Origin of the sequence: Paenibacillus sp. TAB_01 (assembly GCF_043945595.1) — a bacterium.
Classification (GTDB): Bacteria; Bacillota; Bacilli; order Paenibacillales; family NBRC-103111; genus Paenibacillus_S.
Genome location: NZ_JBIFNP010000001.1, coordinates 4784037 through 4804309 on the forward strand (window position 1 = coordinate 4784037; position 20273 = coordinate 4804309).

At 45.2% G+C, this 20273-nt stretch carries 21 protein-coding genes and 2 riboswitches; of the genes, 3 read left to right on the forward strand and 18 right to left on the reverse strand.

The window, feature by feature from the left end:
* Positions 1-2: 2 nt before the first annotated feature.
* From ACHHV8_RS23165 to ACHHV8_RS23220, 12 genes are all read right to left on the reverse strand, one after another.
* Positions 3-314, reverse strand: a complete 312-nt coding sequence (locus ACHHV8_RS23165) for a hypothetical protein (RefSeq protein ID WP_395161809.1) — start codon at positions 312-314, stop codon at positions 3-5.
* A 142-nt stretch (positions 315-456) separates the two neighbouring features.
* A riboswitch (cobalamin riboswitch) is annotated at positions 457-651 on the reverse strand.
* A gap of 77 nt (positions 652-728) precedes the next feature.
* Positions 729-1694: a class 1b ribonucleoside-diphosphate reductase subunit beta gene (nrdF, locus tag ACHHV8_RS23170; RefSeq protein ID WP_395161810.1), complete on the reverse strand. Its 966-nt coding sequence runs from the start codon at positions 1692-1694 to the stop codon at positions 729-731.
* A gap of 24 nt (positions 1695-1718) precedes the next feature.
* Positions 1719-3803, reverse strand: coding sequence for a class 1b ribonucleoside-diphosphate reductase subunit alpha (gene nrdE / locus ACHHV8_RS23175; RefSeq protein ID WP_395161811.1), 2085 nt, complete (start codon positions 3801-3803; stop codon positions 1719-1721).
* The gene (nrdI, locus tag ACHHV8_RS23180; RefSeq protein ID WP_395161812.1) at positions 3790-4149 is read right to left on the reverse strand and encodes a class Ib ribonucleoside-diphosphate reductase assembly flavoprotein NrdI; all 360 of its coding nucleotides are present in this window, start codon (positions 4147-4149) and stop codon (positions 3790-3792) included. Before nrdI ends, nrdE begins: the two co-directional genes overlap by 14 nt.
* A 204-nt stretch (positions 4150-4353) precedes the next feature.
* Positions 4354-4562: riboswitch (cobalamin riboswitch) on the reverse strand.
* A gap of 92 nt (positions 4563-4654) precedes the next feature.
* The gene (locus ACHHV8_RS23185; RefSeq protein WP_395161813.1) at positions 4655-5152 is read right to left on the reverse strand and encodes an NUDIX domain-containing protein; all 498 of its coding nucleotides are present in this window, start codon (positions 5150-5152) and stop codon (positions 4655-4657) included.
* 73 nt (positions 5153-5225) lie between these two features.
* Complete coding sequence (glyA, locus tag ACHHV8_RS23190) at positions 5226-6473, reverse strand: serine hydroxymethyltransferase (protein WP_395161814.1); 1248 nt, start codon at positions 6471-6473, stop codon at positions 5226-5228.
* A gap of 38 nt (positions 6474-6511) precedes the next feature.
* The gene (gene metE / locus ACHHV8_RS23195; protein ID WP_395161815.1) at positions 6512-8806 is read right to left on the reverse strand and encodes a 5-methyltetrahydropteroyltriglutamate--homocysteine S-methyltransferase; all 2295 of its coding nucleotides are present in this window, start codon (positions 8804-8806) and stop codon (positions 6512-6514) included.
* Positions 8807-9371: 565 nt separating this feature from the next.
* Positions 9372-9584 (reverse strand): hypothetical protein, encoded by a 213-nt coding sequence (locus ACHHV8_RS23200; protein ID WP_395161816.1) that lies wholly within the window; start codon positions 9582-9584, stop codon positions 9372-9374.
* An 88-nt stretch (positions 9585-9672) separates the two neighbouring features.
* Entirely contained in the window at positions 9673-10272 is a 600-nt protein-coding gene (locus ACHHV8_RS23205) for a hypothetical protein (protein WP_395161817.1), read from the reverse strand.
* A 300-nt stretch (positions 10273-10572) separates the two neighbouring features.
* Positions 10573-11202, reverse strand: a complete 630-nt coding sequence (locus tag ACHHV8_RS23210; protein ID WP_395161818.1) for a hypothetical protein — start codon at positions 11200-11202, stop codon at positions 10573-10575.
* 441 nt (positions 11203-11643) lie between these two features.
* On the reverse strand, positions 11644-12375 hold the full coding sequence (locus ACHHV8_RS23215; RefSeq protein ID WP_395161819.1) for a hypothetical protein: 732 nt from the start codon (positions 12373-12375) through the stop codon (positions 11644-11646).
* Positions 12376-12550: 175 nt separating this feature from the next.
* The gene (locus tag ACHHV8_RS23220; protein WP_395161820.1) at positions 12551-12868 is read right to left on the reverse strand and encodes a hypothetical protein; all 318 of its coding nucleotides are present in this window, start codon (positions 12866-12868) and stop codon (positions 12551-12553) included.
* Positions 12869-13104: 236 nt separating this feature from the next.
* Between ACHHV8_RS23220 and ACHHV8_RS23225 the strand changes: the two genes are divergently transcribed.
* From ACHHV8_RS23225 to ACHHV8_RS23235, 3 genes are all read left to right on the forward strand, one after another.
* On the forward strand, positions 13105-13908 hold the full coding sequence (locus ACHHV8_RS23225; RefSeq protein ID WP_395161821.1) for a glycosyltransferase family 4 protein: 804 nt from the start codon (positions 13105-13107) through the stop codon (positions 13906-13908).
* Positions 13909-14132: 224 nt separating this feature from the next.
* Positions 14133-15245, forward strand: coding sequence for a glycosyltransferase family 4 protein (locus tag ACHHV8_RS23230; RefSeq protein WP_395161822.1), 1113 nt, complete (start codon positions 14133-14135; stop codon positions 15243-15245).
* 13 nt (positions 15246-15258) lie between these two features.
* Positions 15259-16542, forward strand: coding sequence for a protoporphyrinogen/coproporphyrinogen oxidase (locus tag ACHHV8_RS23235; RefSeq protein WP_395161823.1), 1284 nt, complete (start codon positions 15259-15261; stop codon positions 16540-16542).
* Between the two features lie 4 nt (positions 16543-16546).
* Here ACHHV8_RS23235 and ACHHV8_RS23240 read toward each other — a convergent pair whose 3' ends face one another.
* The 6 genes from ACHHV8_RS23240 to ACHHV8_RS23265 all read right to left on the reverse strand — a co-directional run bounded on the left by ACHHV8_RS23240 (position 16547) and on the right by ACHHV8_RS23265 (position 20257).
* A complete protein-coding gene (locus tag ACHHV8_RS23240; protein ID WP_395161824.1) occupies positions 16547-16741 on the reverse strand; it encodes a hypothetical protein in 195 nt (64 codons plus the stop codon).
* 278 nt (positions 16742-17019) lie between these two features.
* The gene (locus ACHHV8_RS23245) at positions 17020-17847 is read right to left on the reverse strand and encodes an SDR family NAD(P)-dependent oxidoreductase (RefSeq protein ID WP_395161825.1); all 828 of its coding nucleotides are present in this window, start codon (positions 17845-17847) and stop codon (positions 17020-17022) included.
* Between the two features lie 185 nt (positions 17848-18032).
* Entirely contained in the window at positions 18033-18629 is a 597-nt protein-coding gene (locus ACHHV8_RS23250) for a TetR/AcrR family transcriptional regulator (RefSeq protein ID WP_395161826.1), read from the reverse strand.
* A 377-nt stretch (positions 18630-19006) separates the two neighbouring features.
* Positions 19007-19147 carry a bacterial transcriptional activator domain-containing protein gene (locus ACHHV8_RS23255; RefSeq protein WP_395161827.1) on the reverse strand — a complete coding sequence of 47 codons (141 nt, stop codon included), beginning with the start codon at positions 19145-19147 and terminating at the stop codon, positions 19007-19009.
* 107 nt (positions 19148-19254) lie between these two features.
* Positions 19255-19959, reverse strand: coding sequence for an aldo/keto reductase (locus ACHHV8_RS23260; RefSeq protein ID WP_395161828.1), 705 nt, complete (start codon positions 19957-19959; stop codon positions 19255-19257).
* Between the two features lie 10 nt (positions 19960-19969).
* The gene (locus ACHHV8_RS23265) at positions 19970-20257 is read right to left on the reverse strand and encodes an aldo/keto reductase (protein WP_395161829.1); all 288 of its coding nucleotides are present in this window, start codon (positions 20255-20257) and stop codon (positions 19970-19972) included.
* Positions 20258-20273 lie beyond the last annotated feature (16 nt).

A 20273-nucleotide genomic window follows, 5' to 3' on the forward strand; every position in this document is an offset into this window, starting at 1 on the left:
GTTCACTCTTTGCCATCCTGCGACATGGTCCAAGACTTGGCCAGCTTGGGAGCAGGCTGTCCGTCCTCGGACGCTGTAATTAAAGGCTCCCACACATAAAGAATGGTGCTCGTATAATAAGCATCCTGAGGTCCTGGAGCCAGGTCGCGCGGAGCGGCCAGAACCACTTCTTCCGGGTGCGCGCTGCCGGATGCAGGTGATGAATTAGCTTGTGGCTGCGCAGCCGGACTGCATCCCACTATCGCAAGGAGTAAACACAGGGCAAGCAAGACAAGCTGAAGCGTGATTTTGTTGCGTGTAAATGAATGAAGCATGACTAAGATTCCTTCTCTCTTTCTGAAGTAAAATGCAAAAAAGACATCTTTACCCAGAAGTGAAGAAAGGTAAAGATGCCCCGATTGTTGAGAAACAAACGACAAGCCGTCCTTAACACTTCCCTATCTTCCGTAGGTAAAAGCAGTGCTGACAGAACAGGCAGGTCTCCTGGCTCTGGATTCTTCATCTTCAGCAGCCTTCCCGGTTCGATCCTAAGACCAGTGGCATCGTTGCTGAGACTCTTCCATTACAGTGGCGGGACCACGTCGGCATTGCACCGAACTTCCCTTTTAAGCTTTAGCTGCCGCTAAAGCACCTTGTTCCCACAATATGCAATTATGAATTTCGGTTGAAATCTATCTGATCATATATTAAAATTCCGTTTTGGGCAAGCGCTGGCGCTGGCGCCAGCGTCAATCGCCGAACAGAAAATCATCATCCGTCAACGTTTCCACATTCACCGTCCGAATATAGCCGTTGCCTTTCTTGGAGAAGAAATCGTGCTGCTTCGTGCGGGTATTGATCCCGTTGAGGACAATCGGATTAATCTCTTCGTCCGGGAATAACGGCTCCAGCCCCAGATTCATCATTGCCTTATTCGCGTTGTAACGCAAGAAGGCCTTCACTTCGTCCGTCAAGCCCACAGCGGAATACAATGCCTCGGTGTACTGCTCCTCATTGCTATGCAAATAACGCAGAAGGCCTTGCAGCGTCTCATAAGCGGCCTGCTGCTCGTCCTCATCCATCTGGGCATAAAGCTCCTGAGCCAGCATGCCTACGTACAAGCCGTGAATGCTTTCATCGCGGAGAATCAGATTGATAATCTCTCCGCTGCTCGTCATTTTGCCTTGCCCGGCCAAGTAGAGCGGATAAAAGAAGCCGCTGTAGAACAAGTAGCTTTCCAGCAGCACGGAAGCGGCCATCGCCAGATACAAATCTTTGCGCGAAGTGATGCCGTTATAATATTGGGAGATCGTCTCCGCCTTCGTCTGCAGGAAACGGTTGTTCTCAATCCATTGGAAGATGGCGTCGATCTCTTCTGTCGAAGCTAAGGTCGTAAAAATACTGCTGTACGATTTGGCATGGATTTGCTCCATCATCCCCATAAAACCGAGAACGGCTTTGCGCTGCAGCCCGTCAACCAATTCAAGAATTTTCGGCATGCCGACGCCGCCCTGCACGGTATCCAGCAAAGTCAGCCCGCCGAGCACCTTCATGTACAGCTCCCGCTCCGCTTCGGTTAAGGTCAGCCAGGACATTTTGTCGTCGGACAGCGGGATTTCCTCATCCGTCCAAAACTGCATAATATTTTGCTTCCAGAATGTATCTGTAAACTCGTCATCGGGACGGTTCCAGTTCACTGCTTTCCAGACACTCATTGCTGTCACTCCTCTCCAGCTTTCTTATACGGAACAACTGATGCACTCTTCGACGGAAAGATGGTTCGTCCGGGTGTAATAAAGAGACTTCAGTCCTTTCTTGGCTGCGTAAATATAATATCTTGCGAGCTGTCTCGTCGTCACATCGCTATTAACGTGCAGGACTGTGGATATGCCTTGGTTCACATGCACTTGAATGGCTGCGATCAAATCCAGCACCTTGAATTGATCCATCTGATAAGCCGATTTATAGTAAAAATAGTTATCCTTGCTCAAATACGGCATCGGATAATAGGTGGTCGAGTTGGCGTAAGTCCGCGTTTCGATCTGCTCCACGATCGGCATGACGCTGGAGGTGGCATTCTGGATATAGGAAATGCTCTGCGTCGGCGCTATGGCGAGCCGGTAGGCATGATATAATCCGTGCTTCTGCACGGCAAGCTTCAATTGCGCCCAATCTTCCGGCGAAGGAACCGCCATCTCCTTGAACAGCTGCTGTACTTTACTTGTCACCGGTCTATAATCCGTTGCTAAATAGCGGTCGAAATAAGCTCCGCTGGCATATTCGGAATGCTCGAAGCCGGCAAACGTCACGCCGCGTTCTTTGGCGATTTCCATGCTTTTCTCCAGGGAGTAGAAGTTCATCATCATGAAAAAGGCACCGGCGAAATCTCTGGCTTCTTCGCTTTCGTACGCGATTTTGTTTTTGGCCAAATAGCCGTGAAGGTTCATGGCGCCAAGTCCGACCGAATGCATCTCCCGGTTCGCTTTGGCGACGCCGGGGGCGTTGGAGATGTGCGTCATATCGCTGACCGCGGTCAGCGCGACAATTCCTTCTTGAACGGATTCCTTCAATTTGCTGCGCTCCATCACATTGACGATATTTAAGGAGGCAAGATTGCAGCTAATGTCGCGCCGGATCGAATCCGGCTGGCCATAATCCGCTATTTCCGAAGTTTCCTGCAGCTGGAATATTTCCGTGCACAGATTGGACATTTTGATCGTACCGAGCTGTTTGAGCGGATGCGCACGATTGGCATTGCTTTTATTCATAATGTACGGATAGCCGGATTCCAGCTGGATCATGGATATTTTAATCATCATATCCCGCGCGCTCATCACGGCTTTCTTACGCACACGATCGTCCTCCAGCAGCGTGTCATACATCTCATCGAGATTCATATCGTCCAAATGCATGCCATAGGCCTTATACACGGAATAAGGGGCAAATACATGCAGCGGTTTATTCTGTTCCGCCAGCTGGTAAAACTTATCGGGAATGATCAAGCCGATCGATAAAGTTTTGAGCCGCGTTTTCTCGTCGGCATTGATTTTCTTGCTGTCCAGCAGCTCCAGGATATCCCAGCCGAAAATATTATAATACGCCGCGCCCGACCCTCTGCGCTGGCCCATCTGATCGGCATAGGAGAACGCATCCTCCATCAATTTGAGCACCGGCATAATGCCTTTCGCCGCACCTTCCACATTCTTGATGGATTCGCCGCGACCGCGTAATTTGGACAAATTCACCGCTACGCCTCCGCCGATTTTGGAAAGCTGCATGCAAGTAGCGAGAACATAGTTAATGGAGTTGAGCGAATCGTCCATTTCGAGCAGAAAGCACGAAACCATCTCACCGCGCCGGCTCTTACCCGCATTCAGGAAGGTCGGCGTCGCCGGCTGTACGCGCTGCTCCATCATAGCCGCAGTCAGCATCCTTGCAGTTTGGATATCTCCGGCAGCGAGGTGCAGGGCAACAATCGCGACCCTGTCCGCATAATGCTCCAAATATAACGCACGGTCATTGCTCTTCATCGCGTAGTCCGTATAAAACTTGGATGCGGCCATATACGATGGAAATTCAAAGCCATAACCATGAGCAATCGTATAAATTTCTTCAACCTCATCTTGCGAATAATGCCGGTATACATCCTCGTAATAATCATGATCGATCATATAGCGTACTTTCGCAGTCGTGTCCGCAAAATGGACGCTCTTGCTATGTACTTCTTTCATAAACGCCTGTACGGCTTCCTTGTCTTTATCCAATTGAAAGAAACCTTCCGGATCTCTCTGCAGCAGCAAATTATTCAATTCAATATGCAGCAACTCCGCACACCTCCTGTTTAAACCTCTCCACATCCTGCTTCGTACCTGAAAGCTCGAACTTGCTGAGTACCGGAACCTTGTATAATTTCGCAATCAGATCGGCGCTGCGGGCAAAGCCCTCGCCCCAATTGCGGTTGCCGCTGGCCGAAACGCCTATTAAATTTCGGTGATTCTTCTGAAGAAAGGATAGGACTTTTGCCGGCACCTGCCCGAAGCCCGTTGTATACGTAATTAAGACGAACGGCTCATCCACCGTCATCTTGTCCTCAATTTGAATCATTCGCATATTCAGCTTCTCCACAAAACGGCGTACATTTCCCGTCTTGGAATCATAAGCGATCAACATGCAGCCTCTTCCCCTTCCTTAGCCTCCGAAGCTGATTCCGATTACTTTCCGGGAAGCTCCGGTTATACGCAGCAATGGGCTGCGCACCGTTTCCTCCAATAATAGAAAAGCGCGTTCGGCGATAGAAGGGCCGAATGCGCTAAAATGAGCATGGAACATACACACACATTAAAAGTCATCACGGACACCTTCCTGTTCTCCGCAGGCCGTGTCAATGAACAGGCAGGTCTCCTGGCTTGAGAATCATCATGATCGATCCGCCTTCCCAGCTTGTTCGACTCACCAAGCCAGTGGCATATTAGATCGGTCTTCCTCTCTGACAGTGGCGGAACCGCGCCGGCTTCTCACCGGTCTTCCCTATTAAGCTCCTTCATTCTTCACAATGAAAAAGCACCCGTTCAAACAATATATAGTTGATATTAAATAACTTATATCAATATATGGTGTTTGTCAATGGACAGTTCGATCTTATTTTACTGGGACCTGCCTGGGGAGGATATCTTTTTCATAGGGGGAATGAGGCTAAGAGAGGGTGTTTCTTGATCCAATCCGACGCAATCAAATAGACGTTGTCTTTCATTAATGGGCTAAATGCAGGGTCATTAATAAATTCAATCTGCTCTGGAATCGTATCCAGCAGCATAACCTCGCTGGTTTCATACCCGCCGGGCAGGTCTCTAAGAACACTTACCTTTGAGATATAAATGTTTTTGACAAATACAAGCTGCTCCTGTTCAAAAATTAAATATTGTCCAATCCATTCAATCGAATCGAGTTCACCGCCGGTCTCTTCATACATCTCCCTGATCACGGTTTGGATAACAGCTTCGCCTTCCTTCCTGCTGCCTCCAGGCAATTCCCAGCCGCGGCACTGATGCTTAACAAGAACCAGCTTCCCTTGGTAGAAGGCAAAAATCAGCACACAATTCGCCTCTTCAATCAGACAATTCTTCGTCAGTATTATATTTTGATTGGGCAAGGCGCCGGGAAACTCATAAATCATACATATCACCAACTTGCTTTTGGGTTATAAACAAAGACCCGGCGTCATGCGTTATGCACCGGGTCTTTGTTAATTAATATTGCAGGCTCGGGTAAAGCGGGAATTGCGCAGATAAATCTTTAACCATGCCTCGTACCTTTTCATGAACGGCTTCATTCGACGGGTTCTTGAGTGTCCATGCAATCATTTGGGCAATGGATTTCATGGCCCCCTCATCCATGCCCCTGGAGGTCACAGCAGCAGTCCCGACTCGAATACCGCTCGTTACCATTGGTTTGGCAGGATCGAAAGGAATCGCGTTCTTATTGGCCGTAATACCGACCTCGTCCAACAAATGCTCCGCTTCTTTACCGCTAATATGGAGGCTGCGAAGATCGATTAGCATCAAGTGGTTGTCCGTTCCGCCAGAGACAAGATCGATTCCTTCTGCCAGGAGCGATTCCGACAAAGCTGCCGCATTTTTCACAACCTGCTGAGCATATTTTTTGAAATCAGGCTGGAGCGCTTCGCCAAATGAAACGGCTTTTGCTGCAATCACATGCATTAGCGGCCCCCCCTGTGTTCCAGGGAACACCGCTTTATCGACGGCCGCAGCCCATGGCTTACGGCACAGAATCATGCCGCCGCGAGGGCCGCGCAGCGTTTTATGTGTCGTTGTGGTAACAAAATGCGCATGCGGCACCGGGCTTGGATGCTGGCCTGCCGCTACAAGTCCGGCAATATGCGCCATATCAACAAAGAACAGCGCTCCCACATCGTTGGCAATAGACGCCAAGGATTCAAAATCGATAGTGCGCGGATAGGCACTCGCACCGGCAACGATCATACGAGGTTTGTGCTTGAAAGCTAACTTGCGAACCTCATCGTAATCAAGCCGCGCGTCATTCTCCCTAACGCCGTAAGAAACAAAGTTATATAAAATTCCGGAAGCATTCACGGGACTCCCGTGAGTCAAGTGACCGCCATGTGCAAGACTCATGCCAAGCACGGTATCCCCCGCCTTCAACGCGGCCAAATATACAGCCATGTTGGCTTGCGCGCCGGAATGGGGTTGAACGTTCACATGCTCGGCGCCAAACAGTAATTTAGCGCGGTCACGGGCAATATCTTCCACGATATCGACGTATTCGCAGCCCCCGTAGTATCTTTTCCCCGGGTAGCCTTCTGCGTACTTATTCGTCAACACGGTCCCCGTCGCTTGCAGCACAGCTTCACTTACAAAGTTTTCCGAGGCAATCAATTCAATCTTGCCACGCTGGCGGCTTAATTCCAGATTCATAGCCTCAACGATTCCAGGGTCTTGTTTACGTAACTGCTCCATTGTCCCATCCTCCATTATGCCGGCCGATGCCCTGCTTCTTATTTGGATAGCAAATGCTCATATTTGACACGAGCCGCCTTGGTCGCCTCAACCATATTGCGCAGGGCAGCAACCGTTTCTTCGAGACCACGGGTTTTCAGCCCGCAATCCGGATTAATCCAGAACAGCTTAGGATCCAACACCCGCAAAGCGCGTTCTATCATTCCCGTCATTTCCTCTACGCTCGGAATTCGCGGACTATGAATATCGTAAACACCTAACCCGATTCCCAGCTTGTAGGTATTCAGCTCAAAGCTATGGATTAATTCACCGTGGCTGCGCGATGTCTCAATGGAAATGACGTCCGCATCCATCGCTTCTATGGAATCTATCATGTCATGGAATTCGCAGTAGCACATATGCGTATGGATCTGCGTTGTTTTTTGAACGGTGCAAGTGGCGATGCGGAAAGCTTTGACTGCCCATGCAAGGTAACCCGCCTGCTCCTCTTCCTTGAGCGGCAATCCTTCGCGAACCGCCGGTTCATCCACCTGAATCATACCAATACCCGCCTTTTCCAAGGCTTCAACTTCCTGTCGTAGGGCGTAGGCCAATTGATAAGCAATCTGCTCGCGCGGGATATCTTCACGGACAAACGACCAGTTCATGATCGTTATCGGTCCGGTCAGCATGCCTTTCACGGGACGGTTCGTGCGGGATTGGGCATACTTCGTTTCTTCTACCGTCATTTCACCTATAAACGCTACATCGCCATAAATCACCGGCGGCTTAACGCAGCGGGAACCGTAAGACTGCACCCAGCCGTTTTGTGTAAACGCAAACCCTGCAAGCTTCTCGCCAAAAAACTCCACCATGTCGGTTCTTTCAAATTCCCCATGTACAAGGACGTCTATGCCGATTTCCTCTTGAATCTGAATCCAGGTATCGATTTGCTCACGAATAAAATCAGCATACTGCTTGTCGTTCCATTCCCCTTTACGCCACAATTGACGTGCTTTACGCACTTCTGCGGACTGCGGAAAGCTGCCGATGGTGGTCGTCGGAAATAGCGGCAATTGCCATTTTTCCTGTTGAGCTGCATAGCGTTCAGCAAATGGAGCCGAACGCGCCGGATTGTGAGCGCCAATCGCACTTACGGCATCCTGAATCTCTCGGCGGTTGCGCTCTGCCGATTGCTGCAGCGCAGCGATAGCCTGATCATAGGTTCCCAGTTCGTCATGGATTGCCGCGTCCGTTGAAGCAAACGCTCTGGACAAAAGCGCAAGCTCGCTTAACTTCTCATCTGCAAAAGCAAGTGCGCCCTTCAATTCGGAGGAGAGCTTCGTTTCACGTTCTGTAGTTACCGGAACATGAAGTAAGCTGCAGGACGTCTGTACAATCAGACGATCAGCCGGCACTGCCTCAGCCAGCTCTTGTAACAACTCCAGCTTTCCGGCTAACGATGCTTTCCAAATACCGCGGCCGTCAATAACTCCGGCTCCCAAAACCTTGTCCTGCGGGAAACCTAAGGCTTGAATCGACTGCAGGTTGCCGGTATAGCCGTGAACGAAATCAAGTCCTATTCCTTTGACAGGCAGCTTAACAATTTCACTATAGTTCTCTACCGATTCAAAATAGGTTTGCAGCATGAGATTCAGGCCCGGTACCGCAGCGGCAAATGTCTCATAAATCCGATGCAGCCGCTCCAAGTCAGGCTGAGATAGCTTGGTTACGAGAATCGGTTCATCCACCTGTACCCATTGAACCCCTTCTTCAGCAAGCTCCTGAAGAATTTGCACATAAAGCGGCAGCAGCTTTTCCAGCCAAGCATCCGTTTCCGATGCAGCGTATCCTTTGGACAGTTTCAAGAAGGTCAGCGGCCCAACGATAACCGGCTTTCCTTCAATACCCAGCTTCTCTTTGGCTTCACGATAAGCTTCGAGAGGCTTATTCTCCGTAAGTACCGGCGAGGCCTCGGATAGTTCCGGAACGATATAATGATAGTTCGTATTGAACCATTTGGTCATTTCGCTAGCCGCGGCATTCTTAGTTCCGCGAGCTACTCCGTAATAGACGGATAAAGGAACGGCTCCGCCCGTATACGAGAAACGGTCTGGGATAATACCAAACATAGCTGCTGTATCCAGTATGTGATCGTAATAGCTGAAGTCATTGACTGGAATGAGATCAATGCCTTTCTCCTGCTGCTTACGCAAATGATTCAAACGAATGTCCTGCAGCTGGCTGCGAAAATCGCGCTCCTCCAGCTTACCTGCCCAGAAGGCTTCAAGAGCTTTCTTCCACTCCCTGTCAGCCCCAATACGCGGATATCCCAATACACTGCTCTTTACCATGATCAAAACCCCTCTGCCATTTGTTATACAGAAATGTATCACAGGTTGGTTGGTATAGAGTAATTGGATTAAATTATATCTACTTATAGCCGCAGGCTATACCCCTTGAGTATGAAGCAATTACTTGTTTTATAGCCTCGATACAAGCGGCGTCTAGCTTGAATCAGCACGCGAGATGCTATGGGCTCCCGATGCTTGCTTACTGGGTGTGCTGGCTTTGGATAATGCAGGACAGTTTAGCAAAAAAGGGTGCCCCCAGCCATATTCATGGCTTATGGAGCACCCGCTTTTCATTTATTCAATCACATCCGTTGCAGGCAATGCAATATAGACGCCATCCATTTGATTTTTCAAAAGCCCTTTAAACAAAGGTTTCCATTTACTTCATAGCTAAAGCTAATTTCAACAGCTCGTCTATGGTAAGTACAAAGCTGTCCATACTTATGAAAGTGTCCTCTTCAATCCACCACAGACTTTTTCTCCTGATTGCTCGAGATTACTACCACAATTAGTCGAAAAGGGGATCAGATATATCTTTTTAGCTTTGAAGCATCAATGTAATATATTATTCTTTATCGCCATCCTGGCGGTAATGCCAGCCTTTGTGAATTTCAATCCTCTTAGCTACAGCAGTAGACGTACGGCCAAAATATTCTGCTTTCTCCATAGCTATGCGTTCTAATTCCGCACGTGTTTTGATCGGACCGGCGATTTCGGCGATCTCCGCTTTATGGCCCAAGGTCCACTTTTTACCGTGATTTATAGGTCTTTTTCCCATTTTCAGTTCCCCCATTAGTTTATTCTATTCATCTATGTCGTTGTAGCTCATGGTAACACAACCTCATTTTCGAGCAATCGCTGCTTTTTTAAAGAGCCTCTTTAACTAAATGCCAATTTTCAGCAAAATGTGTGAAGTTGTAGTTTAGGTTATCGCGATCATCAATCCATTGGCCCTTAATGAGGTTTAAGTAAAAATGTACTTTTCCACTGCTATCAACATTCTTCTTTGCAGCCCATTGCTTAATCTGCTCTCTTGGGACAATTATTGTGTGAAATTCACCCTCAAAATCCTCGATCACAAAGAATGTCAGTGGGTTTTGCGAAAGAGTTTCTTTATCCACATTTATCCAACCTGACGGATAGCCGTCCTGTATTCTATGGGATTTGGATGTCCTGATTAGTGTGCCTATTGTGTTGGTACCATCAGAAATAGTGAGCTTTGTTCCGGCAGCTCTGCTTCCGTTGGTAAAGACAAGATTAGGGAACTCCATACTAATTTTATTTTTGATATATTCCCTAGCTACAGTTACAGAAAGCTTTTCACCTTCAGATCCTGCTTGTTGTTGGTTTTCAATTTGACTTTTCAATTGATCGACCTCCGCTTTTAGTGCATCGATTTTAGCATCGAATTCAGCTGACAACTTACCAATCCACTTTACTACCTTTAACTCAAGATCATCAGACATGGAAAGTTTCTCCTTTCGCGTGATTCTAAGGTCATATTACACCAGAACATCCATTTTGTCAATTTATCTATAAAAATCTAAAAAATATTTTTTAATTTTCTAAAACCGAAATGATAAATATTATTACCTATATTACATATGTCTACTCTGTTTTCATTTCGATAATATGTACTAATCCTCCACTTTTTCGGTTACATCTTCACAAAATAAAGGTTTATATAGGATGTTTGCGGAAATATTTTTTTCAAAAATATTTTTTGGTTTTTTTCTTGAAATATATAGCAGCAACAATAAGTAATGTTAAGTTAACGAAAAAGAAACGGTTTTGGTTCGAATGTCCAAAATCCGAGTTCGCACATCGTTTTTGGAAACAAAAATAGCTTCTCCAGTGTTATCAAAGCAGTAAGCGATGGGAATGGATGTATCACTGCCCCTGAATGAACCATCGGCATGACTTGTACCTATAATCATCGTTTTATACGAAACGGCAATCTTGCGGGCCTCATTCAACCATTCGTCAAACTGCTCCTCACTGAACATTCCTACACCGATTGGATGGACAATGAAGTCAATTGCATTAGTATCTTCATTCTTCACCCCTTGTTTGACCAATTCGTCACATAGTATGTGACCTACCTTTAACCCCTCGATGGACTTAAAAGTCGTCTTGCTGTACTTAACCCTGTCCAAAACAATTTCACCGTTTCGGTTAATGATGATGGCTCTATCCTTTGGACGGTCGTTCAGTCTTCTATGTCCGCCAATTAATATTTGGTTATAATCCCTTGCTAATTGACAGGCATATTCCACATTTTCATTTAGATAACCTTCTGGAAAAACGACTCCATCCGCATACGGATGATTTCTCATTTCCCTCTCAAGTTGAGCGAGCTTCCTCTCAAGCTTTGGTTGGATAATTAGAAGCTTCATAGAATCCCCCAATCGTTCATTCGAACCCATATTTTAGAAATAATTCCACACGTCCTTCGAAACTTCCTTTTATCATTTCAATTTTCTACCGCTAATGCAACAACGCTGCAGGTTTAGAGCGCGGCTGCTTGACGGCGGCTCTCGCGATCAGAATGCTCTGACGCTGTCCCCCGGAAATCGTTGAGTTGCCCTCCGATATGACCTGTATGCCCATAACGCATCTCTCGGATGTCCTGGTCCAAACTAGCCATAGCTCCGGCCTCCTAGGCAGCCGCAAGACAACGCTTACTCGATTAAAGGGGATGAGTGCTTAAAATATTTCTAAAGTTCGCCCCGGTTCAAATTAGGCTAAAACAAAATAACCGCTCTCAAGGGAACGGTTATTTCAACTGATTTTAAGTCTATCGTATATCGCTGCGACTGAATACGGGAAATGCAGGGTTACTCCCAAAGCCGCAGCTTAATTAATTCTCCTGTTGACTTAGAAAATTGTGCGGTGAATCTGTAATCTTTCATATAATAATCCTTACCTGCTTTTACCGTCGGAGCTACCGTAATTATGTCGTTATACGTTGTATAGTTAAATCGGGTTTTATCTTCCTCAAATTTAGATTTAAAGTCAGTGTAACCCGGATTCCCTAATTTCTCTATAATCGCTGTCTTAGTTTTTGTATAAAATGACTCTCGCTCGGTTTCAGACAGCCCTGCACCTCCGATCTTTCCAATCATCCCTCCATCATCTTGCCGGTAAAATGTGGTCTCAATAACTGAATCCACAGGACTTGTAGAAATAAACTGTACTTTACGTTCACGAATTTTCATTTCCAAATGAGTATTTTTTTCTTTCTCTAGATACCCTACCCGCATAACTACTGAAGAATCGAGCGTGTCGTTATCTGTTTGCCCCCGTTCTTTTCGTACCGATAAGATCTCTTTGAGTCCGATATCCCTTAATAAACCGGAAATTTCAGCAGCTTCAGAATCTGTAAAGCCGGCATCCATGACAATTTTCTCCATCGTTTGTTTAACCACGGGAGCAGGTTCCGGCGTTTGTTGAGCTAGTGAAGGAGCTGGCTGAACTGCGGGAGTATTAGCAGGTACAGATTTCTCCCCGCATGCTGTAATACATAGAAATACGGTTATCATACAGATTAGCAATGTTGTCTTTTTCAAAAAGTCAGCCACCCTTCATATGTGTCGAAGAAATATTTATGCAAAAGCGTCAGCACATCGCCCAAAGCAAAAAAATGAAACGGCCTCTGTCCGCAAAAATCTGAACAAAGGCCGATTAACCTTAAATGCTTTTAACGAATCGATGGGCAGATAATAAAGCGATGGTTGTAAAAAATTATCGAATTCCACTTACCCCAGCGCTCAATAAGGTTCTCTTGACCTCTTCCTTGACATCGTCCGAGATAGTTTTCACAGATCTGACCAGCTCATAAGAAGCACGACAAGCGTTCCATGCCTTTGGCTGATTAGGTATTTTCATCGATCTAATAAAATGAATATACTCCCGAGCCCCACTATCATTAAGATTTGCACCCAACTTTTTCACTGCTTCTTGAATTTTTGCAGGCTTAATAACTTGATGATAAATCTTAAATCCAGCTAGAATGACAACGAAACCCATCCATACAATCCACCAAATTGGTAAGTGATGCATTTTAAAACCCTCCGTCATATCAATTATGTATTTTATTTATTTAATCCTTAATCTGAATAGACCTAAAGACCTATAACTAATTTATCATAATAAGTAGTAAAATTCTGTGAAATTTTTAACAAAATTAGAAAACGAATTACGAGGAAAATTTTAGAATTAAAACATTTACATATGCCGCCCCTAGTGATACTATTTGTATCAAAAGTAAAGAGATCTTATAGGAGACAAGTAATGTTATGATTATGAATGCTTCGTTATCTTTATTGACTTCTTTTATATTTAGTTTATTACTTACTCCCATTGCTAAGAGAGCGGCATTAAGATTCATGATACTAGATGTATCAGACTCAAGGCTAAAAACACATAAAAATAGTACGCCTTACCTAGGCGGTTTATCCATTTTTGCTTCTGTGTTAATTGCAACCGCTTTAATTATTTTGCTTTTTAAAGTTATGATTCCTTTTGCATTATACGGCCTTCTGATATCTTGTTGGATTATCATTGTGACCGGTCTCATTGATGATACTTTAAATCTCACTCCTCTAACTAAAGTGTCATTTGAAGTTGTAGCCGCAATGTTGGCATGGTTTACCGGAACCGGGATCACCTTAACCGGGGTGGAACAGGTTGATTTTATGTTAACGATTCTATGGATCGTAGGTCTCTCCAATGCGTTTAATCTAATTGATATTATGGATGGTTTGGCCTCCGGTGTGGCCGCTGTTTCTTCCATTTTCTTATCCTTTTTATGTTTTGAACTGGGGGAAATCATATACGGTCTGCTGCTCTTATCCATAGCAGGGGCATGCTTGGGATTCTTGAAATTCAATTTTAATCCTGCGCAAATTTTCATGGGGGATACTGGAAGTTTATTTTTAGGTTTCTTAATCGCCTGTTCAACCACACGCATCTTCAACTACAAAGAGTCTGGTCTGGAGTTCCTGCCCATTATTACACTCGGAATACCCATTTTCGAAACTATTTTCATATCATTATTGCGTATGAAGTCCGGAGTTCTCCCATGGAAAGGGACGAAGTGACCATTTTGCCTTACGATTAGTTAGAATGGGTTTATCGGTAAAGCGAATTGTAATATTAACCTATTTATTTGGTGTATTTCTAGGGTCTGCCGCGTTACTTTTCTTTTATTTGAGCCTTCCCCTGATGTACTGCTTCTTGGCCATTACCTTCATTTTAATTGTAATTGGATGTGTATTAAGTCAAGTTAAGATCAGCGACTCGCAGCATTCTTAATGGAGGCATTATGGCCAAAATTGTATTTATCGTTCCCTATTCCAAATACTATGTCAATTTTAGCTGGGACCTGCTTAATAGCTTAAGTAATGAAGGAAATGAAATAATAGCTTTAGCACCGGATGAGTCCTTTCAACAAGAGCTCGCAGCAATTGGAGTGAGATTAGTAAAAATTCCGCTCAATAACACCGGGTTAAACGTTTTTTATGATATTTACAGTCTGCATCACTTGGTTAAAATACTTAAGAGCATAAACCCGCACATTGTCATTTGCTATTCAATAAAACCGATTCTTTATGGTTCAATAGCTTCGAGGTTCGCAAAAGTAAAAACATTATTCTCATTTGTCACAGGAATCGGTTATGTTTTTATCGGCAATACATTGCTGCAAAAAACGCTTTTAATTATTGTAAAAAAGCTATACAAATTTTCATTGAAATATAATAATAAGGTGTTTTTTGAAAACCCTGATGATCTATCCTTATTCAGATCTCTTCATTTAATCGGAGAAAGCAATGAAGCGTTAATTGTTAACGGTTCCGGCGTTAATATACAAAAATTTTCTTACTCTCCTCGAAAAATAAATCCAGTTTCCTTCCTTGTAGTTTCACGGATCATATTGGATAAGGGGATCATTGAATTTATAGAAGCAGCCAAAATGGTAAAACGAAAATACCCCCATATTAAATTTAAAATTCTCGGACCTTATGTTAGAAGTCCTGGTTCAATAAAAAAAGAAATCATAAATGATGCGGTCAATCAAGGGATCATAGAGTATTTGGGGGAAACAACGGATGTACGTCCATTTTTAGCCGAATCAAGCGTCTTTGTTTTACCCTCTTATCGTGAAGGAACGCCTAAATCTGCATTGGAAGCAATGGCAATTGGATTACCTATCATCACAACGGACTGCCCTGGATGCCGGGAAACGGTTGAAAATAATGTCAATGGCTTCTTGGTTCCGCCTAAAAACGCCAGTGCGCTTGCTTTGGCCATGGAGAAGTTTATAACTGATTCAAGTATTATTCGTAGTATGGGAGAAAAGAGCAGGGAAATCGCAGTTAGAAAATATGATGTAGAAAAAGTAAACCAATTTATAAAAAAAAGTATAGGTTTAGAATAGGCCGGTGGCAAGGATGACTATTCAAGTTATTGGAGCAGGAGTTACAGGTTTGTCATTTGCAAAAGCTTACGGTGAAGAAGTAAATATATTTGAAGCATGTGAGAATAGCGGCGGAAAGGCATCATCCTACAAGGTCGAGACGAACGTCGGAACCTTTGGGTTTGATATAGGCGGTCATTGGTTCCACTATAAAAGTACGCCTGCCGTTTTAGACATGTTAGAAGGCCTTGAGCTGCAAGATCATACACGTAAGGCGTATGTGTATTTGCATGGGCACTTCTTTGAATTCCCGATTCAGCAAAGCTACATTAGGCACCCGGATAAAAGACTTGTCAGTCATATAAAACAGGAGCTTCGTAAGATCAATATGGCTCCTAAGTACAATAACTATGATGAAATGCTGCTGCAATCCTATGGTTTGACTTTATATAAGCTATTTTTTAAGGATTATAATTCAAAGATGTATGGTATGAAAGATTTGTCGGAGATCGCTGTTGGAAGATTTGAAACCATCCGCAATGTTCGAACACATACGAATACTACGGGGTATAACGGCGATTTTTTATATCCGAAGGGAAATATAGGGGCGAATGGCATCCCCTTATTTTTAGCTAATAAATTAAACATTAACTACAAACAAAAGGTCAAGTCTATTAACCTTCAAAAAAAGACCATGATCATTAATGATGATTTAATCTCATGGGATACCATTGTTTCGACGATTCCATTAAATTCATTAATCAGCATCATTGCCGATGTGGATACGAATATTTTAAACATATCGAAAAAATTAAAAACCAGCAGAGGCATGATCTTAAACCTGGGTGTAAAAAGGACTCACTTGCAGCAAGATAGGAGCTGGATTTATTTTCCCGACCCTAGTCTCCATTTCTATCGAGTAGGCTTTTACAGCAATGTTGAATCTTCTTTGGCTCCCGCAGGTTATTGTTCTATGTATGTTGAGTGTTCCCCCCTATTTTTTAGTAATAAAGAAGAAGCGCTTGCCGTTGTGCCTAAAGTAATACATGAATTAATTGAGCTGGGGTTTATCCGCAATACGGATGAGATCGTGACAAGTAAAACCATTTATCTTGATCACAATTATTGTCTTCCCGACGCTTCAACCACTGAAATAATTCATAACTATTTAGAGAACGCTGGGATCTATAGTATTGGAAGATATGGCAGTTGGCACTGGTCGAGCCAGCATGAGGATATGCAGCAAGCATGGGAATTAGCAAAGAAATTAACTTTAAGAACGAGATCCAAACAAACCCCGCAGCTCCTTGTCACCTAGATCTTCATGGCTTTTCTTTTTTTATTGCTTTGTAAAGATACCAGCCACCCCAACCTCCTACAAATACTATTAGTAGTTTAAAAATGTTGCGTTCAGGTTTACCCTCTTGCAGCCAGTCGACATTAAAAATATAGGCTATACCTAAGACAACTCCGATAGTTAACAGCCCGAAAATCAACCTAATAAAATAGTCTTTCACACGGATCATCCCTTTCTTTGCTTTAGATTCAATCACCAAATTAGACCGTGAAAATAAAGTTAAGGACTGGGTACTAACGTTAAGCTAAGGGCAGATAATACAACAGTAATCTATAATTTCTATATAAGGTATTATATAGGAAATGAGGCATAGAAATGAAAATGTATCATTTGTGTAATTATACGGTTTGGTGGAACCTGCAACAACTAAAAAAGCCCGTTGCATCAAGGAACGGGCTTTCAGCGGTTATGTCCAAACTTAACGCGAACGCAAGCGCGTTATTCGAAGCCTTTCGCGATCGTTTCCAAGTAATCCTCGATAGGGACAGATTTCCGTAGAGCAAGCAGACTCTTGCCGGCCTCCCCAACGACCGTCCGGAATTGATAGCTCGCTCCCGTCGCCTGAGCCGCGATGGCGTCCACGATGATTTGCGGATCGTCCAGCGCTCCGCTTTCGGCGGATCCGGCCATCATGGCGGTGACCCTATCCATCAAGCCGTCGTACGCCGTGATGTTATCGTCCTTGCTCCAGCGGATGTTGTTCTGAAAATTATTGCCCTTCGAACCGCCCTGCTCGATAAGCCGCAGCTCGATATTGAGCGGCTTCAGCTCGTAATAGAGCCCTTCCGTCAAGCCTTCCAACGCAAATTTGGACATGTTGTACATCGAACCGAGCGGAACGGCCGTCGTGAAGCCCATGAAAGAGCTGATATTGATGAACATGCCCCCGCCCATTGCCCGGAAATGCGGCAAAAATTTGCGTATGACATTGATCGGCCCGCGGACATTCACCGCGAACTGCCAGTCGATCGTCTCTTCCTGCGCCAGCTCCAGCGCTCCGTAAACGCCCATACCTGCATTGTTGACGACGACATCGATCTTACCGAACGCCGCGATAGCATCGTCGATGGCGGCATTCACTTCCGCCAAATTAGTGACGTCCAGTTTGAACAGCTTGATATTGTCGTATGCAGTGAGTTCCGTTTTCTTCTCTGGGGTGCGCATCGTTGCGGCGACGTTCCAGCCGAGCTTTGCGAAGTGAATAGCCGTGAGCTTGCCAAGTCCCGTACTGGTGCCTGTAATGAAAATCGTCTTTGCCGTTGTCATGTTTAATTATTCCTCCGATACAAATGTTTTATTTCGCTTTAAATTGAACGTTCATTCTAAGGCGTCGATAATGTACTGAGGGTATTGCGTTATACAGTAATAAAACCTTTGAGCTTATATTTCCAAGTCGAGAGAAAATATATCGAACGTTCGATCTATACTTGGCAAAAAGAAGGAGGCTGAACTTATCCGTTCCAACCTTTTTCTTTGCTCACCGCGTTCCAACAAGCTAGGATCGCTTGCTCTGCTACCTCGTCGGACAATTCCAGCATGTTCTGCTGATGGCTCTTCAGCAGATAGACGATGGAGCCATAATGCATTTGTACCATCATGTGCGGATCGAGCGGGACGAACAGTCCTTCTTCGACCGCCTGACGATAAAGCTCTTCCATTGGAGCGCACCAGCCTCCCCTATAGGCTTCCAGCTTGGACTGCTCGTGAATATAAGGCGAGAACGAGTACTGCTCGATGAACCGAAAACCTTTCGGGTACAGCTTGCCCAGCTCAATCAGGCTGCGCCATGACCCGCGGAACCGCTCCTGTACGGAAGAAGCTTCGTTCATGCCCTTCGTGACAAAGTCCCCGTTGAACAGTACAATGGCTTTGTATAGTTCGTTGATGATGTCTTCCTTGCTGCTGAAGTAGTGATAGATGTTCCCCGTTGAAACACCGGAATCCTTCGCGATCAGCGACATCGACGTCGCCTGCAGTTCGCGGTCGATGATCAAGTGCAGCGTGGTCTCCATGACGGCCTTCTGTACTTTGTTGTAGCGCTCGAACATAAGTGTGCGTCAGCCTCCTTTCCAAACTAGATCGAACGATCGTTCTAATCATACTGCAATGAGCCGCCTCTGTCAACATTTCCCTCGACGAGACGTTTCCCGAGCTGTCCGGCCGCAGTGATTCCGGACCAGCCGGTCCCAGCGCCGGACTTGGTAAGTGTTAGCGATAAGCGTGATCGATCATCTGGAAGGTTAATGCCCTTGCATACAAGTTCAAGTTGTAAGAATGGCTACTATAGATAAAAATGGGCCTACGGGAACATTTACCGATAAAGATAGTATTATTCCCTGGCAGTTAAACTCTATTCCTTCACATAGGAAGAGACATCCTTCGATTATAAATGGCCAGTACTTAACCTGTTTCCGAAGGGTCTAATCTAGCCTCTATTCAGCTGTTCCCTCCAGGTCGTCATTTCTGAATCAGGTTCGAGACCCAGTTCTTTGTTCAGCTTTCGTCTATACTCTTCATAGTGTTTAATGGCGGCGTAACGGTCATTCAGGCTAATGTACAGCTCCATCAACCGTTTTTAATAAGCGAAAAAATACGGGTTAGGGAATACTCCCCCAACCCGATATGACCTTATGGATGAGGAACACATACTCCAGTTGATTAAGCCCTCCCTTTCTAGCTAAATTCGTGACGGCGGGGCATTGAGAACCATAGTTCGTCGAGCCATGCCAGCTGCTGTTCGGTCAAGGCATTTATGTCGGCGGCTTGGAGGCTCGCGTCCAATTGCTCTGGACGACTGGCTCCAATAATGGCAGAGGTGATGCCCGGCTGCTGCAAGACCCATCTTACTGCTGTCGTCACCGGATTCAGGTTGTGCTCTTCACACCAGGCCCGGTATCGCTCAACTGCGTCGAACGTTGCTTCTTTCCAGTATCTCTCTTGGTAAAAGATCCCCGCATTATTGCCGAGTCCAAAGCGTGTCCCTTCTTCAATAGGGGTGGTTTTTCCATAGCGTCCCGACAACATGCCGCCCGCCAACGGGTTGTAGCTAATAATACCAATTCCCTCATCAAGTACCATGGGAACCAAATCTTCCTCTATCATCCGAAACAAAAGGTTGTACCGCGGCTGTACACTTACGATCCGGGCGTAGTTCTTCCGCTCCGCAATGCCGTTTGCCTTTGCTACCTGCCAGGCACGCCAATTCGAGATTCCAATGTAACGGACTTTGCCATGCTGGACGAGATCATCAAATGCGCGAAGTGTTTCATCCAAAGGCGTGTCCGGATCGAATTGATGCGCTTGGTAGAGGTCGAGATAGTCCGTCTTTAAGCGGCGCAAGCTGTCTTCGACCGCTGTGAAAATATGTTTCCGGCTCAATCCTCTTTCGTTAGCGACCTTGCCCCATCGCACCGAAACATTTTGTCGCGAGCACTAATTTGTCTCTTTTACCCTGCAGCCATTCCCCGATGATTGACTCGGTTGCACCCGCAACGACATGCGATCCCCTTCCAATCGGATATACATTTGCCGAGTCAATAAAATTGATGCCGGCTTCATAAGATTTGTCCAAAATTTCGAAGGAAGCCTTTTTGTCCGCTTGATTGCCAAAAGTCATTGTTCCTAAGCATAAACTGGTAACCTTTAATCCCGTTTTTCCGAGCGAGCGAATATTCATCAGATCACCTCTCTTG

Excerpts from the sequence above, each read along its gene's own strand:
- ACHHV8_RS23165 (WP_395161809.1), bottom strand. The coding sequence starts at position 314 with ATGCTTCATTCATTTACACGCAACAAAATCACGCTTCAGCTTGTCTTG.
- nrdF (WP_395161810.1), bottom strand. The coding sequence starts at position 1,694 with ATGAGTGTCTGGAAAGCAGTGAACTGGAACCGTCCCGATGACGAGTTT.
- nrdI (WP_395161812.1), bottom strand. The coding sequence starts at position 4,149 with ATGTTGATCGCTTATGATTCCAAGACGGGAAATGTACGCCGTTTTGTG.
- ACHHV8_RS23185 (WP_395161813.1), bottom strand. The coding sequence starts at position 5,152 with ATGATTTATGAGTTTCCCGGCGCCTTGCCCAATCAAAATATAATACTG.
- glyA (WP_395161814.1), bottom strand. The coding sequence starts at position 6,473 with ATGGAGCAGTTACGTAAACAAGACCCTGGAATCGTTGAGGCTATGAAT.
- metE (WP_395161815.1), bottom strand. The coding sequence starts at position 8,806 with ATGGTAAAGAGCAGTGTATTGGGATATCCGCGTATTGGGGCTGACAGG.
- ACHHV8_RS23200 (WP_395161816.1), bottom strand. The coding sequence starts at position 9,584 with ATGGGAAAAAGACCTATAAATCACGGTAAAAAGTGGACCTTGGGCCAT.
- ACHHV8_RS23205 (WP_395161817.1), bottom strand. The coding sequence starts at position 10,272 with ATGTCTGATGATCTTGAGTTAAAGGTAGTAAAGTGGATTGGTAAGTTG.
- ACHHV8_RS23210 (WP_395161818.1), bottom strand. The coding sequence starts at position 11,202 with ATGAAGCTTCTAATTATCCAACCAAAGCTTGAGAGGAAGCTCGCTCAA.
- ACHHV8_RS23220 (WP_395161820.1), bottom strand. The coding sequence starts at position 12,868 with ATGCATCACTTACCAATTTGGTGGATTGTATGGATGGGTTTCGTTGTC.
- ACHHV8_RS23225 (WP_395161821.1), top strand. The coding sequence starts at position 13,105 with ATGATTATGAATGCTTCGTTATCTTTATTGACTTCTTTTATATTTAGT.
- ACHHV8_RS23230 (WP_395161822.1), top strand. The coding sequence starts at position 14,133 with ATGGCCAAAATTGTATTTATCGTTCCCTATTCCAAATACTATGTCAAT.
- ACHHV8_RS23235 (WP_395161823.1), top strand. The coding sequence starts at position 15,259 with ATGACTATTCAAGTTATTGGAGCAGGAGTTACAGGTTTGTCATTTGCA.
- ACHHV8_RS23245 (WP_395161825.1), bottom strand. The coding sequence starts at position 17,847 with ATGACAACGGCAAAGACGATTTTCATTACAGGCACCAGTACGGGACTT.
- ACHHV8_RS23250 (WP_395161826.1), bottom strand. The coding sequence starts at position 18,629 with ATGTTCGAGCGCTACAACAAAGTACAGAAGGCCGTCATGGAGACCACG.
- ACHHV8_RS23255 (WP_395161827.1), bottom strand. The coding sequence starts at position 19,147 with ATGGAGCTGTACATTAGCCTGAATGACCGTTACGCCGCCATTAAACAC.
- ACHHV8_RS23265 (WP_395161829.1), bottom strand. The coding sequence starts at position 20,257 with ATGAATATTCGCTCGCTCGGAAAAACGGGATTAAAGGTTACCAGTTTA.